This is a genomic window from Eudoraea sp., from assembly GCF_049669105.1.
In the GTDB taxonomy this organism is placed as follows: domain Bacteria; phylum Bacteroidota; class Bacteroidia; order Flavobacteriales; family Flavobacteriaceae; genus Eudoraea.
The window spans coordinates 1-16,142 of the sequence record NZ_JBATKE010000196.1; the positions used below are offsets into that span (position 1 = coordinate 1).

9 protein-coding genes, 1 tRNA gene and 1 pseudogene are annotated in these 16,142 nt (G+C 37.8%); 4 read left to right on the plus strand and 7 right to left on the minus strand.

The features are described 5' to 3' along the window. A pseudogene (locus tag WBM60_RS14855) lies at positions 1-183 on the plus strand (gfo/Idh/MocA family oxidoreductase); the annotation flags it as partial. Between the two features lie 79 nt (positions 184-262). On the opposite strand, the gene WBM60_RS14860 reads toward WBM60_RS14855, so the two are convergent. The 3 genes from WBM60_RS14860 to rpiB are packed head-to-tail and all read right to left on the minus strand — an operon-like array spanning position 263 to position 2,086. Further along, a complete protein-coding gene (locus tag WBM60_RS14860) occupies positions 263-712 on the minus strand; it encodes a GNAT family N-acetyltransferase (RefSeq protein WP_424263551.1) in 450 nt (149 codons plus the stop codon). 3 nt (positions 713-715) lie between these two features. Continuing rightward, positions 716-1,645, minus strand: a complete 930-nt coding sequence (locus WBM60_RS14865) for a cation diffusion facilitator family transporter (RefSeq protein WP_424278485.1) — start codon at positions 1,643-1,645, stop codon at positions 716-718. Between the two features lie 9 nt (positions 1,646-1,654). Beyond that, positions 1,655-2,086: a ribose 5-phosphate isomerase B gene (gene rpiB, locus WBM60_RS14870; protein WP_424263547.1), complete on the minus strand. Its 432-nt coding sequence runs from the start codon at positions 2,084-2,086 to the stop codon at positions 1,655-1,657. Positions 2,087-2,698: 612 nt separating this feature from the next. Here rpiB and rnr point away from each other — a divergent pair. Genes rnr through WBM60_RS14885 form a run of 3 tightly spaced genes read left to right on the plus strand, consistent with a single transcriptional unit; the run spans position 2,699 to position 6,308 of the window. Continuing rightward, positions 2,699-4,888 (plus strand): ribonuclease R, encoded by a 2,190-nt coding sequence (gene rnr, locus WBM60_RS14875; protein WP_424263545.1) that lies wholly within the window; start codon positions 2,699-2,701, stop codon positions 4,886-4,888. A gap of 56 nt (positions 4,889-4,944) precedes the next feature. Next, positions 4,945-5,625, plus strand: coding sequence for a head GIN domain-containing protein (locus WBM60_RS14880; RefSeq protein ID WP_424263543.1), 681 nt, complete (start codon positions 4,945-4,947; stop codon positions 5,623-5,625). Positions 5,626-5,642: 17 nt separating this feature from the next. Further along, the gene (locus tag WBM60_RS14885; RefSeq protein WP_424263541.1) at positions 5,643-6,308 is read left to right on the plus strand and encodes a LysE family translocator; all 666 of its coding nucleotides are present in this window, start codon (positions 5,643-5,645) and stop codon (positions 6,306-6,308) included. Between the two features lie 42 nt (positions 6,309-6,350). Here the strand turns inward: WBM60_RS14885 and WBM60_RS14890 are convergent. The 4 genes from WBM60_RS14890 to WBM60_RS14905 all read right to left on the minus strand — a co-directional run bounded on the left by WBM60_RS14890 (position 6,351) and on the right by WBM60_RS14905 (position 16,103). Next, positions 6,351-6,424 (minus strand) — tRNA-Cys (locus tag WBM60_RS14890). A gap of 47 nt (positions 6,425-6,471) precedes the next feature. Then, entirely contained in the window at positions 6,472-6,831 is a 360-nt protein-coding gene (gene folB, locus WBM60_RS14895; protein WP_424263539.1) for a dihydroneopterin aldolase, read from the minus strand. A 44-nt stretch (positions 6,832-6,875) separates the two neighbouring features. Further along, the gene (locus tag WBM60_RS14900; RefSeq protein ID WP_424263537.1) at positions 6,876-7,817 is read right to left on the minus strand and encodes a PorP/SprF family type IX secretion system membrane protein; all 942 of its coding nucleotides are present in this window, start codon (positions 7,815-7,817) and stop codon (positions 6,876-6,878) included. Positions 7,818-7,838: 21 nt separating this feature from the next. Continuing rightward, positions 7,839-16,103, minus strand: a complete 8,265-nt coding sequence (locus WBM60_RS14905) for a T9SS type B sorting domain-containing protein (protein WP_424283270.1) — start codon at positions 16,101-16,103, stop codon at positions 7,839-7,841. Between the last annotated feature and the right edge of the window lie 39 nt (positions 16,104-16,142).

Consider the following 16,142-nt stretch of genomic DNA (forward strand, 5'->3'; position numbering starts at 1 on the left):
TTGGTTAGTACTGAAGATGAACCGGATCACGATGGGCTTTGTTTATTAGAGCAGGAATATTTCTTGAAATCTATTCAAAAAGATCTTGACCTGACCCATCATTTATCCGATGCTGTTAATAGCTTAAAAATTGTTCTTGCGGCTGATAAATCTTTTAGAACAGGCGAAACAGTTCATCTGTAAGTTATTGGTTCTATCATCTGTTGTTCCTGCCATTCTGCTAAATAAGTCAACAAATTTAAATGAAACGAGGATAGTCTTTCTACTCCCCCCCTTCTTTTACCATTAGAATATGCGGAATATCATCTTCTAAATACGTTTCTCCAACGGCTGTGAAGCCTAGTTCACTATAGAATTTCTGCAAATAGGTCTGTGCTGAAAGATGAATTGTAGTCTCTTTAAAATTATCCTTAATGGCATTTATTGAAGCCAGCATTATTTCTTTTCCATACCCCCCTTGCCTTTCTGATTTCCTAACTACCACGCGCCCTATACTGGCATGCTCCATATAATCCCCCGGTTTGAAAATTCTGGTGTAAGCTATTATCTCATTTTTCTTTGATCCTATAACGTGCAAAGCCTTGACATCCTTTCCATCCATGTCCTGATATACACAATCCTGCTCCACCACAAAAACCTCAGTCCGCAATTGAAGAATCTGATATAATTCCAGTTTACTTAGTTCTTGAAAAGATTTTGTATTGATATTCATTAGTTAATCCTGAACAATAACTTTTTTGCTATCGCATTTTCCATATTCGGGCTGTATATTTAAATGACTTATACCAAATTTATGATAGACTTCTTCTTCTATTTTTTCCAATATCAGATCAAATTCTGAAAGGTTTATATCTTCATCAAAATCGATGTGTGCTTCCAGGTGTACCTCATCTTCATTTAGTTGCCAGATATGTACATGGTGTACATTTTTTACAGGTCGAATTTTGGTAATAGCAGATACTATTTGTTGAACCTCTATCGTGTTAGGGGTAAAAAGCATTAAAACTCTGGTAGATGACTTTAACAGGTCATACCCCATATAAATGAGGTATAGCGCAATTAATATGGTTAAGGTCGGATCTACCCAATAAAACGCATAAAACTTCATCAATATACCCCCAATAAGCACTGCAACAGAAGCCATCATATCTGTAAATAAATGAAGATATGCAGATTTCATATTCATATTTACTTTAGCATCCTTCTTAATTAAAAGAACACTAAATCCATTGGCTAAAATCCCTAATAGGGATAACCAAATAACTAAATTCGATTCAATCTCAACCGGATTTACAAATCGTTCAACAGCCTCTTTGATTAATATTATAGCTACTATTATCAAGGTTGAAGAATTAACAAAAGCAGCAATTATTTCCGCCCTCTTATATCCAAAGGTCTTGCTAACAGAGGCTTTCTTTTTTGATAATAAAGTAGCTACATAACTTATAATCAGGGAGAGTACGTCGCTAAAATTGTGAAGGGCGTCTGATAATAAAGAGAGGCTGCCAGAAATTATTCCCCCAATTGCCTGGGCAACGGTTATTAAAATATTCAGGAATATTGTAATAATAAGATTCCTTCCTTTTAAATCCTTATGAGAATGAGAATGGGAATGATTATGAGAATGGGAATGGGAATGGCTCATTTAATTACTTTAAGAACAGGGAATTTTTTCAATCCTTCGTTCATGTCTCCCTCCTTCAAATTTTGTGTTGAGAAAAGTTTTGACCATTTCTAAAGCCTGAGTGAGTGAAATAAAACGGGCAGGAAGACTAAGAATGTTTGCATTGTTGTGCTCCCTGGCTAATTCTACTATTTCCTTGTTCCAGCAAAGTGCAGCTCTAACTCCCTGATGTTTATTAGCCGTCATACTTGCGCCATTTCCGCTACCACAAATAATAATTCCTGAATCTGCATCTCTATTTTCCACGTCAGATGCAACGGGATGTATAAAGTCCGGGTAATCTACACTATCAGTGCCATCCGTACCGTGATTAATTACTTCTATACTCATCGATTTAAGTAGGCCTACTATTGCCAGTTTATATTCCGTACCGGCATGATCATTACCAATTGATATTTTCATATAATATGGGTATTTAGAATTAATACAAAGTTACAAATACCTTTGTTATACCTTCTTTATAATATTGTTAACATAGTTATTTATAAAAATCCCTAAGTGTTTGGATAAGAAGGTTTTGTTTATTTGTCTGATTTGTTAATAACCGGAGGATAAGAAATAAGTACTATTTTTTACAGACTGCTTAAAAAAATGCTTTACAAAACCTGTTGATATTTAAAAATTTTTATTCTTAAAACTTAATAGAAAGATATTATAAATGAAACTGTGGTAGTTAACAGAAATAAAAAAATTAGTTATAAGTAGTTTGTATTAAAACCAGTTATTAATAGTCGTTCATAACCTACTTAAGTAATTGACTCTTAGAATATATAGAAATATTTAAATTGTCAATAAACTCAATTACTTGTTTATAGCAACAATCCTGCAAAAAATTTATAAGCAGTACTAACAAGCAATCATAAACATCATTTTTTTTATAAATTAATAAAACAAATAATTAAATAATTAATAAGTGTTGATATGTTATTTATAGAGTGAGTTTATCGAAATGTAATTTGTTGAATAGAATGCTATGGATTATAATTCGTAATTTTCCACGCAAATAAAGATTTAATGTCGAAGAAAAAGAAACGTGCAAAAAGCCACAAAAAAAATGAAATTACCAAGGGTATATTTAATGTCCTTGAAAAGGAGCCGACAAAAAGCTTTAATTATAAACAAGTTGCTTCTAAGCTTGAACTTATTGATACTGAAAGCAGGAATTTATTAATTAGAAGATTAGGCGAATTAAAAAATGAAAAACGAATCCTGGAAAATACACGAGGAAAATACCAGGCAATTACAAATGGTGAATATTACCAGGGAAAAGTAGATATTACAGCAAGGGGAAACGCTTATGTTGTTGTTGATGAATTAGAGAATGACATCTTTGTACCTTATAATAGAATAAATAGAGCTTTCCACGGTGATATCGTTGAAGTAGATATACTAAATAAGAAAAGTAATAAGAAACCAGAAGGAGAAATTAAAAAAATTCTGGAACGAAAAAAGAAAAGATTTGTTGGTATAGTAGATTTACAGAAAACATTCGCGTTTATACGCCCCACCGATATACGAATGTATACTGATATATTTATACCTCCTGAGGGTGTAGGCAAAGCAAAGAATGGGGAAAAAGTACTTGTAGAAATTATTGAATGGCCGGATAAAGCTGAATCACCCTATGGAAAAATAATTGAAATACTTGGTAAACCAGGTGAACACCACACAGAAATTCATGCCATATTAGCTGAATATGGATTGCCATCTGAATTTCCCGCTGAAGTAGAAAATTTTGCCAATACTTTAGATACTTCTATAAAAGAGGAGGAAATTTTAAAAAGAAAAGACGTAAGAGAACTTCTTACATTCACAATTGATCCAAAGGACGCAAAAGATTTTGATGATGCCTTATCGTTTGAAATTTTACAAAACGGTAATTTCTCAATTGGCATCCATATTGCTGATGTTTCTCATTATCTAAAACCCGATACAGTATTGGAACAGGAAGCTTATGAAAGAGCAACCTCGGTTTATCTGGTAGACAGAGTTGTACCAATGTTACCTGAAGTATTATCTAATAACGCTTGTTCTTTACGCCCACATGAGGATAAATATACATTTTCTGCAATTTTTGAAATAGATGAACATTGTTCAGTAAAAAACCAATGGTTTGGGCGAACTGTTATAAATTCAAATGAACGATTTGCTTATGAGGAAGCCCAATATATAATAGAAACTGGCGAAGAATCAATTCCTGAGTCTGTCTCAATTCGAAATAAGGCTTATTCCATAGGTAAGGACACGGTTTTTGCTATTAACACCTTAAATAGCTTAGCAAAAAAAATGAGGAATAATAGGATGGATTCCGGAGCTATTTCATTTGATAAAGTAGAAGTTAAATTCAATCTTAATGCTGAAAACGAACCTCAGGGTGTCTATTTTAAAGAAGCTAAAGACTCAAACAAGTTAATTGAAGAGTTTATGTTATTAGCAAACCGCAAAGTAGCAGAGTTTATAGGTAAACAAAAACCAACAAAAACATTTGTATACAGAATTCATGATCAACCGGATGAAGAGAAGTTATTAGCTCTAAACAACATTATTTCACGTTTTGGACATAAGCTTAACCTTAAGGATAAAAAAGCCGTTAACAGCTCTTTAAATAAGCTTCTGGAGGACGTTAGAGGCAAGAAGGAGCAAAATCTTGTAGATACTTTAGCTATTCGAAGTATGAGTAAGGCAATTTACAGTACAGATAACATTGGGCATTACGGTTTAGCTTTTGATTTTTACTCACATTTTACATCACCTATAAGGCGTTATCCGGATGTCTTGGTGCACAGGTTGTTGCAACATTATTTAGATGGCGGGCAATCTCCTAAAAAGGAGACCTATGAGGAATTGTGTAAGCACTCTTCAGATATGGAAGGTTTAGCTTCCAGCGCTGAACGTGATTCTATTAAGTATATGCAGATAAAATTTATGCAAGATCATAAGGATCAAGAGTTTACAGGTGTTATTTCCGGAGTTACAGAATGGGGAATTTATGTTGAGATAATCGAAAACAAATGCGAGGGCATGGTGCGTATAAGGGATATAAAAGATGATTATTATACCTTTGATGAAAGGGAATATGCTATAATTGGTGAACGCACACATAAAAAGTACCAATTGGGTGATACAGTCAGGGTTATGGTTAAAAGCACAGATTTAGTAAAACGTCATTTAGATTTCTCACTTTTAGGCAAACCTGAAGAATAAATAATATTTGGAATAGAATTTGTTTATTTTCATTGATAAACACTAAAACCAACATAATGAAACAAGTAATACTTTTTGTTTTATTCCTGTTTCTTATACAGACAGTAAGACCTCAGGATGGAAAAATCAGTATGAATTTGACAAAATTCACGGAGGTTAAGGCGTTTGATGGTATATCTGTGAACTTAATAAAATCAAATGAAGATAAAGCCGTAATTACTGGAGCTAACACAGATAAGGTTAATTTTGTAAATACAGATGGAATTCTTAAAATCCGTATGGAGATAACTAAAATTTTTAGTGGATACAGGACTTTTGTAAATCTTTACTATTCAGAGAATTTACTCGTAATTGATGTTAATGAAGACGCAAGAATCACCTCTGAGGAATTGATAAATCAGGAAGTAATTGAATTAAAAGCTCAGGAAGGAGGAGAACTAAAGATAAAAGCAGAGGTGGAACAAATGTTAATCAGATCTGTTTCAGGGGGAGTTATTACCACTACAGGAACATCAGATGTTCAGGATGTAGCGATTAATACAGGTGGTTCTTATTTAGGTAAAGAATTTAAAACAAAATTTACCACAGTTAATGTAAACGCAGGATCCAACGCAGAGATTTTTGCGTCAGATTATGTAAAGGCTACGGTAAAAGCGGGAGGAGAAGTTTTAGTTTATGGAGATCCAACAAAAATGGATGAAAAAACTGTTTTTGGAGGTAAAGTAACAAGAATGTAAAGGAATTCCATAGTTTAATGATAGAAGATATTCAGGCAGCGATACCCCTAGGTTTTTTGTTAGCCTTTATGATTGGCCCTGTTTTTTTTGTACTACTGGAAACAAGCGCAACAAAGGGCTTTAGAGCAGGGTTGTTTTTTGATCTGGGCGTTATTCTTGCAGACATAATTTTTCTTACGATTGCTTATTTCAGTAGTTTTCAATTACTGGAGAATTTGAGCAATCAACCCGGGTTGTATGTCTTTGGGGGTGTCATTCTTCTGATTTATGGTCTTACTACCTTTTTTAACAGAGACTATGTAAGAGGGAAACCAGATATCAAACCCAGAAAAGGAGGCTATTTAAGCCTTTTTATTAAAGGCTTCTTACTGAACTTTATTAATATTGGGGTGCTTGTTTTTTGGCTGGGCGTGATTATAATCGTGGGCCCAAGTCTCGACAACGAACCAAATAGAATTATTGTATTCTTTTCAACCATGCTAGGAGCCTATTTCATTACCGATATATTTAAAATACTACTGGCTAAACAACTTCGCCGCAAGCTTACTACAGAAAGGATTCGTTTGGTCAAGAAAGCCCTCGGCGTTATACTGGTTATTTGCGGACTTGTACTTATCATTAAAGGTTTTCTGCCAAAAGACAAATTAAACATAGAAAAGGGAATAGAATATATAAGAGAGTAAAAACTCCAGATACTAAAAAACCTCTCATTAATTGAGAGGTTTTGGAGGCATCGAACGGATTCGAACCGTTGTACAAGCTTTTGCAGAGCTGCGCCTAGCCACTCGGCCACGATGCCATTTAAAGGCGCAAAGGTACTATTTTTTCTTTCTAAGAAAAAGAAACTTATTCCCTCTTTTCTTTAAGAGTTACAGTTACCATTTCTACATCTCCTTCAATAGGGGGATTCATTTTAGAAACTGAAATCACCGCCCTGGTAACGCTTTGCATTTCATTAAAAACGCGACCTAGTATTCTTTTTGCCACATGCTCAAGAAGTTTTGAACTGATTTGCATTTCTTCTTTAACGACCCTGTTAATAAATACATAATCTACAGTATCCTCCAAATTATCCGAAACACTTGCTTTTTCTAAGTCCGCTTTGATTTCTACAGTTACAAGGTAGTCACTACCAATAATACTTTCTTCTTCCAGACACCCGTGATAGGCATATACCCTGATATTGCTTACTGTAATTTTACCCACGTCAATTAAGTTTTTGCAAACTTAACTTAAACACCCGAGAATTTTTAATAAGTACACCTGCAATTACTTATACCCTGGAAAAGATCTACTCCTATTGTAATAACATGGGTACCTGTACTGAAACCAAGTATTTCATTCAATATAATCTGGTAAGAGTATCCGAAATAAAAATTACTTTTCTTAAGTCCAATTAATGGCGCTATATATAATGGGCTACCTACTTGATCATTTAGAAAACGATAAGTCACACCTGCGTAGTAATAATCTTCAAAGTCGTACCACCTGAATTTTGCATTCAAATCGGTAACAGATCGCCCGTCACTTTCAAACCATTGGAAGAAAACAGAAGGCTCTATTTCAAAATTGCTTTTTTTCTTACTGAATCTATAACCGGTGTAGAGATAATAATTCCTTAATTGGTTAGGTTCTGATATCGGATTAAACTTAGTTAGGTCTTTGTCCAGGATATTAGAAGCATTTGCACTAAGATAAAATTTATCCTTTCTATACAAAATTCCAACATCGAAATTATGGTTTGTAGTAGAACGGTCATCAGTAACACTAGGATCCAGGCCATCAAAATTTTCGATATCTATCCTGAACTGGTTGAAATTATATGAAAGACCAAATGAAAGAAATTCGTCTTCATACCTATCCAATGTCAAATGATGCGCGAAGGATAACCTCGCCCCTCTTTGTTTCGTTTCCCCATTACTATCATTGTAGAGGATCATACCCACACCGGATCGGTTACCCACTCGTCCGTCAGCAGCTAATGACTGCGTATCAGGAGCATCTTTTATCCCCACCCACTGAGTCAGACCATTAATCCGCACTTTAATATAGTCACCTATTCCCGCATAGGTTGGTGATATAACAAAGGGATTGTCTGCCAAATACTGTGATAGCTGTGGAAGTGTAAGCTCTTGCGCACTCGAGGCAAACACAGATAACAGCAGCATTGAAAATAGCAATCTATTGCGCATAATTCATAATTAGGTTAAGTTTTATCTATATAGGGTAAAATGTCCTATAAATTCTCGTTCATCACGCTCACCATTTAGTTTAATGACGTACCAATAATCTCCCGTGGGCAACTCATTGCCCTGGTATAATCCATCCCATCCATTCGGCACAATTGTTTCCTCAGCGACTACTCTACCATAACGATCATATATTTTTATTAGTATTTCAGGATATCCTTCAATGTTATCAGGAATCCAGTAATCATTTAAACCATCACCGTCAGGAGTAAAGAAATTGGGGATTTCTATATCTATAAACTCCATGAATATTTGTGCAGATACTTCACACCCATTTTCATCTATTACCGTAACCGTATAGGTGCCGGTCATGTTGATATAATAGGTGTTATCTGTGCCATTATTATCATCGTTGAAGTAGAAAGTATAATCTTCAAGTCCGCCTCCCGCAATTGCGGTTATCTCGTTAAGATTATTCTGTTCCAGGGTCAGCGTAAGCGGTTCAAAGGCCTGAATCTCGAAATCAACAGTTTGTACACAACCGTTGGCGTGTGAAATGGCAATAAAATGGCTTCCCGGACTACTATTTCTAAAGTCGGGATTCAATTGCATATCTGCCGGGTCTGTTGAATCTAAAGCATACATCACAGAACCAAGAACCGTAGGATCCTCCAATGTAATGTTTACATAATTTTCAGGCAGGATATCTGTACATTCATAAACAGGCTCTACCAAAGCATTTAAGTTAACACCAGGATCAATTTCAACAATGACATTGGTTTCACAATCTTGCGCATCCCTTATAAAAATAACATAGGTGCCTGCTGCCAGATCCATAAAGGAAGTCTGACCTAATACATAATCTGCTGCATTATTGGAATTAAGCGCGGTACTATAAGGCGCTGTTCCTCCCGATATACTTAATGAAATAGAGCCATCCTCACTTCCGGCACAAACTTCGGGCAATGACGTATAAGTAACATCAAGCGGCATAGGCTCTGTGATGGTAAACTGGAAAGCAATGAAGCATCCGTTCTCATCCTGAGCAATTACATCGTAAATTCCAGGTTCAAGATCAACAAAAGTATTTTCTGTATCAAATTGGTTCAGATTTGGCGTAATAGCATACAGTATGTCACCGGTTCCTCCTGAAACTTCAACCGAAATTGTTCCGTCATTCTGTCCTGCACAGGTAACATCTGTGAATTCCTGCCTGTCTATTTGAAGAGGCACTGGCTCAGTGATAATAATCTCATTTGACACCTCAACGCAATCCATACTTGTAACCCGTACATAATAACTGCCGGCAATTAGCATAGAAAAGGTTCCATTGGCTTGTGGTCCGGAAATTAGATTGGTCAAGGCAGCATCGCCAAATAATTCATAGGAATAACTACCCAAGCCCCCAAATGCTTGTGCCATAATGGTTGCAGTTGCTTCGCCGGTACAATTTATGATAGCCGCGCTTTCATCAATAACTATTGATAGCGGTATAATTGCATCAATAGATACCTGGTTGGAAATAGTTGCTTCACAACCAAAAGAATCACGCACATAATATTGATATACCCCAGCTGTAACTGTAAAAACATGGGTATTACCTCCGGACATTGGCGAATAAGCCAAACCATCCGTACTGTATTCATATGGCGCAGTTCCGCCTGTAGCTGTCAATTCAATTTGTGCCGGGTTTGTACATGTAAGCGGAACCAGTTGAACTAAAGAAGCAGCAACATCTGTTGGCTCAGTAATAGCCACCTGAATTGTCTCCACATCGCAATTCCATCCATCAGAAACAGTAATGCTGTATATGCCAGCACCAAGGTTGTTGAACACCGGACTGGTTTGGCCACCACTACTAAAATCTATTACTGTTCCTGTTGGGTCATAGTAATTTAATTGATATTGATAGACACCCTGTCCTCCGAGTACATTTATAGCTGTAACTGTGGCATTTGTATCACCATAACAAACCAAGGTTGTAGGTGTTGCAGTAATATCTGCTGTGATTGGAACTGGCTGCACCAAAATTTCGGTATCGTTAAGAATACACCCTCCATCATCTGTAACAGCAATAGTATAATTACCTGCTGAAAGCCCGGTAAACAGGTAACTATTTACATCTGTAATAGTATATACCACAGCAGTTGTCGTATTTGTTAACACGATATCATATGGCGCATAACCTCCTTGGGGGTCTATTATAATTTCACCCTGATCATTGGTACAAGTCACATTTGCAAGCTCGCTAACGGTGGCAGAGAGCGGCATATCAGGAGAGATAATTGTAATAATATTGGAATCTTCAACACACAAAGGAGCTGCAGTTTCAGTTATTCTTACAAAATAGTTTCCGCCGGAAATACCGGTAATAGTTAAAGGATTTGTTGCGGTGTTTCCTAATCCCGTAATTGTTGTAGTTACTCCGGCAGCTGTAAATACCTCATAACTATAAGCGCCGGTATAGCCGGTAATATTTACTTCAAGAGCTCCATTTGTATCTCCGAAACATACCACAGGCAATGTTGCCGTGGCTACCGCGTCTATAAGGTCATATGGTGCAATAGTATAAGGGGCCGTATCTACATAACATCCTGTAGCAGTATCTGTAACTCTGAACGTATAGCTTCCCACGGCAGTTAAATCAAATTCAGCAGTTGTATTTGACGGTGTGGCTGTTAGTGCACCATTAGGATTACCCAATGGCAGCAATTCATAGGTGTACGTATTTGCAGGATTTCCATCATCTGTAACGGCGATAGTAACTTCTTCAGGACTAGCACAGGAAATAGCGACATCCTGAGAAACAGCCACGGTAAATACATTTAATGGATCTATAATTACGGTATCTGTAGCTGTACATCCATTTGTATCCTGGGCATAAACAGTAATATTTTGAACTAACCCTGTGTCTACAACATCAAATATGTTTGATGTTTGGAAATTAACATTATCTATACTATATAAATATGGGCTGGTTCCTGTTCCTACTCCTACAGTTGCTGTAATAGTAGCTGTATTAACCGTATTGTTGAGGTTACAATTGAAGGCAGTTGTAACTGCAGTAACAGTCAGTATAGCTGGTTCATTTATAACAACAACCTCCCTTAATGAACACCCTCTGTCCGAAATAGCTTCAACTTCAAAAGAACCGGCAGGCAGACCATCAAAAATTGGACTGGTTTGTGGTCCGGCAATAAGCACCGCGGCACTATTATAAAGATTATAGGTATAAATAGGATTATCGTTTATCCCGGGAGCAACTGGCTCCAGGTTTATGGTAATACTTCCGTCACTTAGCCCATTACAAGTCACATCAACCACAGTATGCGGATCAAATGTTACAGGAGTAGGCGCATCTAATACCTGGGTTATATTTTTTGTACAAACCGGGTTGGTAGTGTCTAAATCAGTAATAACAAAGGAGTACATTCCGGCTTGATTTAAACCTGTGAACACACCAGTATTGTTTACTACAGATGTAATCAAATCCGGGAATGTTACGGCATAGCTAATGTTAGCAGATCCACCTGATACTGTTATTGTAATTTCTCCATCAGGAGATACAGTACAATCAATAGGTTTAACTACGGTGCTAATAACAGACATTTCCTCATAAAGCACTTCCGGGCCAATAGTTGTTGTACAGGACCACTGGTCTGTAATCTGAACTTCATAGCTTCCTGCTCCAAGACCGGAAAAGACAGTTGAAGTCTGTGGCGCACCAAATAGCGCAGCATCTTTTATTAATTGGTAAGTATAATTACTTCCCTGTCCGCCAGCTGTTCCTACGACTTCAATTTCTCCCTGAAGATTGGTACAGTTTTCCTGATTAACCTGTAAAGTGGCTGTAATAGGGGCAGGATCTGAAAGAACAATATTATTCTGGATCATCTCTTCACATCCACTTGAATCAATTACCCATGCTTCATAAGTACCAACCACAAGGTTTTCAAACCTTGGACCAGGAACATAATCACCGGGACCAGTTGGCGAAACAGTACCCACATAGTAGGAATAGCCACCCCACCCACCTAGAACATCAATAATTTCTATGATTCCGTCATTACCAAGACAAGTAATTGGCGTTACATTGGTGTTGGCGGTTATTGCTGCCGGTGGACCGGCAATATTGAATAATTGAGTGTTTGTACAATTAGGATGGTTATTTTGAATAACTTCCACAAGATAATCACCTGCAAATAAAGTTATTACAGCAGTTGGTCCGTTTGTGGGACTAGTTCCATTTTTTACCAGAACATCATCGGCTGTATTCGCCGGAGTGCCATTCGTATCATAGATAGTCCAATCAAAAGGCCCCACATAAGTGGCATCAGTCAATTCTATAGTCACCTCTCCGGTTTCGGTACCAAAACAAATAACATCCTGTAATTTGGTAAGTACTATATTGAAAGTATTCGGATCTGTTATAGTTTCAGAAGTGGTTAAAACACAACCTGTATCTACATGCCTTATCAGGAAGTTATAGGTGCCAATATCCAGACCACTAAACACATTAGACGCCTGGTACGTAGCACCATTATCAATACTGTATTCAAATTTAGCCGGATTGTTTGTGGTGGACGTAACAGTTATCGTAATTTCACCATCCATTCCCGGATTACAACTAATTGGGTTGGTAATCGCCGCAGTAGCCGTCAGTAATTCATCATATGGCAATATTACAGCTGTTGTAGAACCAAGACAGCCATTACTATCATAGACATTGATAATATAACTACCGCCAGCAACATTCGTTTCTATATATGTTGTGTTGGACCCTGTTTGAACTACTACATCATCCCCTGGTGCAGGAGTACCCTGATCATTTATGAATTCATAAATAGCATAAACCCCGCTTCCACCTGTAATTGAGGTGTCATCTACGGTAATGGTAGCATTTTCAGGATTATTTCCTGAAGCACAGCCAAATTCTACAACTGCAGGTAATGGTACGCTGATGATAGCCGGTTCCATTATTGTAATTGAAAAGATATCCGTAAAACAGTCATTTACACCTGTTCCTCTGACATCATAAGTACCTGCAGGAATGTTTTCAAAAGTTTTGTCATTTAAAACCACACCCACAGGCATCGGATTTAAGGTATACGTCAAAGGATTATTCCCATTATCTATTTCAATCAATGTTATTGAACCATCTGCCCCTCCGTTACAGGTAACGTCGGTATGTATTTCCGAAAATATTGGAAGTACCGCAGCTGGAATATCTACTATAACACTTTGCGAACAGTTTGGCGGCGTAGTACTAATATCATGGATTCGCACATCATAAGACCCTGCTCCGCTTGCACCTGTCCAAACAAAAGGATTGGATGGCAAAGCAATTCTTGCCTGATCAATAGCACCTGGGCCATCAATTTCAAATTCATAAGTACCAGAACCTGATGTTACTTCAATTGTAATTTCAGCATTAGCAGCCGCTCCTGGTTCGCAATCCAACAAGGTAGTTTGCATCACTGTAAATTCCAGTGGAGGTATTATTGTAAAAGGTTCGGTATCTGAACATCCATTTAAATCACGAACTGCTATGTTTTGAACGGCCCCTGAATTTAACCCGGAAACCAGGTATTGGTTGCTGCCATTAAAGACTATATTTTGGAACGGACCTCCATTAATGCTTAATTGATATGGAGCAACACCTGCAACATCAAGAGTTACTAGAATCTCAAACATGCCTTCTGCAACACATTCATCTACTATTGAAAGCGAAATGTCGGGCGTGGCATCCAAAGCAACGGTAACAGGATCGTTTTGAATACAACCATAGGCATCCTTTACATATACGATATAATCTCCAGACTCTACATTCGCCGTGGTGCTTGAAGTCCAGCCTGGCGATGCAGCCGTAGGAGCAGGTGCCGTATCTAATAAATATTGGAATTCATAAGGTGCCGTACCAAATTGTGCAGTGGCAGTTATAACACCAGCATTTACATTACAATTGTCATTTATTGGGGATGCCGCAGTAACAGCCAAAATATTGGAGGATTCGTCAATTGTAAAATAGGCAGACCCTATGGAACAACCAGCAAAAGCACCGTTGACTTCAGTTAATAAAAGATAATATACACCAGCAGGTAAGGTTGCAAAATTTGAAACACTTACTGGCCCTGCAGGCGGATTTACCAAGGCAGATCCCGTAAAAGCAGTAGTAACATTAGACTGTGCATTAAAAATCTCATAGTCTACTTGTGTGGCGCCAACATCATAATTATCGAAGGTAAAACTCACATTGCCATCAGCCGCTCCTGTACATGTTACATTAGCCTCAACCAGGGAGGAGATAGTCATGTTTGACGGAGAGTTTATTGGCGTAGCAGCGGTTTCAAAATAATAACAATTAGTAACTAAATCATGAACCACAAATGTGTAGGTTATACCTGGAATAAGTGAGGTAAACGTTGCAGTATCTCCACCAACAACATCCGGAGCCTGATATGAAGCCGAATAAGGGAGAGTATAGCTATCTAAAATTGCAAACTCATAATCACCACTACCTACTGCAGATGATACAGTTACTATAGCTGTACCTCCAGCGGCGCAGCTTGCGGTAAGCGTAGACACATCAATATCCAAATCATTTGGCGGTGATGCAATTATATTAGTAGTTCTTAAAGAACATCCATTTGCGTCTACCACATCAACCTCATAAATACCAAATTCAAGAATCGCAAAAGTATGATCCTCTCCTCCTGCCGTTGTAAGGTAGGAAGCATTATATCCGTTGTTACCAGTAAGGTAATAGGTATATTCTGCAGTACCTCCGCTTAGATTTTCTACAGTTATAGACCCCGGATCTGTTCCCGTTGCCGGGTTACAGGTAATAGGTATCAGATTTATATTATAAACTATAGCATCGGGCTGGTTTATCGTTACCGCAAATGGCAGTGAAACACAACCTTTAGCGTCGGTAATGGTTACTTCATAGTCACCCGCAGGCAACCCGGTCGTTTGGGTGCCATAATTTGTTGCTGAAATGGTCTCAATTACCTCAATCACATATGGCGGACTTCCAATTGAAGTGTCGATAATTACATCCAGCATGCCTGTACTATCTCCATTACAAAGGATATTTGTAGGCGTTACCGTAGTGATTACAGGCGTATCTGCCGGGCTTATTACAACTGAATTGGTCGTAACAACACAGGCAGTAGGAGCAGTAGTATCAGTTACTCTGAAAATATACGTGCCATCAGTATTGGAACTGAAAACATTCCCAACAAAATTAGTGTTAAAGTAAGTTACCCCGGCATCATCAGACCATTCATAGGAATATGTGCCTGAACCACCACTGGCGTTTAAAGTAATAGATGCAGGCGCCAAACAAGTAAGGTCTGTGGTTAAAACTGCATTAGCAGCCAATCGCGGATTAAGAATTACGTTTTGTTGAATGCCTACACAACCAAAAGAATCTTTGACGTCTATGGTATAATTACCTGATGAGAGGTTATTAAAGGTGTAGCTTGTTGCTGTAGATGGAACAGGTGTTAGCCATGGACCACTGTTGATACTGAATTGAAAGCCTCCATTTCCTGGAAGTGAAGTTACATCCACTAAAATAGTGCCGTCATTTGCACCGCTGTAGCAAGCTGTTGGGGTACTTGTAAAAGTGGGAGCAACAGGCGCAATTACTGTAACAGGCGCATCAATTGGATCCTCGCAATTATTTGTATCCCGTGCTCTTATGATATAATCCCCGGCAGGAACACTTACGAAATCTACTCCGGTTTGATAGGGCGTAATAACACCACCTGCATTATCTTCCAGTTGATATTCATAATTTGGTGTTCCTCCAACAGCGCTAGCCGTGATTGTAGCCCCCGTATTGTTACAGGTAAACTGCACTGTAATAGTTGCAGAAGCAACTAAAGGAGCTGGTTCCGTTAAAGTTTCAGACAGTGTTACAGAACAGGTATTATCTAAAACATCCCGTACCTCAATGGTTTGTAACCCTGCGCTTAACCCAAAAACTGTTACAGGAGAAACCGTTTGAGGAGCAGAAAACGGACCTCCGTTCAATGAATATTCAAAACCATTAACCAGATCAAAGTTTTCAACGTCAAAAGTAATCGTGCCATCAGCAGAAGCGTTACAACTTAGATTGGTAAAATTGATAATATTTGCGTCAAAGGCATTTCCGGCCACTATGATAGCAGCCGTATCAACCGTACATCCGCTGCCATAATCAACAGTTATGGGATGACTGCCAATAGCCACATTATTAAAGACATTAGAAGCCTGCAGAGCCCCTCCGTCTATGCTATACATATAAGAAGGGTCGTTTGGTAATATGGTAATGTTTCCTGT

Excerpts from the sequence above, each read along its gene's own strand:
- WBM60_RS14860 (WP_424263551.1), bottom strand. The coding sequence starts at position 712 with ATGAATATCAATACAAAATCTTTTCAAGAACTAAGTAAACTGGAATTA.
- WBM60_RS14865 (WP_424278485.1), bottom strand. The coding sequence starts at position 1,645 with ATGAGCCATTCCCATTCCCATTCTCATAATCATTCCCATTCTCATTCT.
- rpiB (WP_424263547.1), bottom strand. The coding sequence starts at position 2,086 with ATGAAAATATCAATTGGTAATGATCATGCCGGTACGGAATATAAACTG.
- rnr (WP_424263545.1), top strand. The coding sequence starts at position 2,699 with ATGTCGAAGAAAAAGAAACGTGCAAAAAGCCACAAAAAAAATGAAATT.
- WBM60_RS14880 (WP_424263543.1), top strand. The coding sequence starts at position 4,945 with ATGAAACAAGTAATACTTTTTGTTTTATTCCTGTTTCTTATACAGACA.
- WBM60_RS14885 (WP_424263541.1), top strand. The coding sequence starts at position 5,643 with ATGATAGAAGATATTCAGGCAGCGATACCCCTAGGTTTTTTGTTAGCC.
- WBM60_RS14900 (WP_424263537.1), bottom strand. The coding sequence starts at position 7,817 with ATGCGCAATAGATTGCTATTTTCAATGCTGCTGTTATCTGTGTTTGCC.
- WBM60_RS14905 (WP_424283270.1), bottom strand. The coding sequence starts at position 16,103 with ATGTATAGCATAGACGGAGGGGCTCTGCAGGCTTCTAATGTCTTTAAT.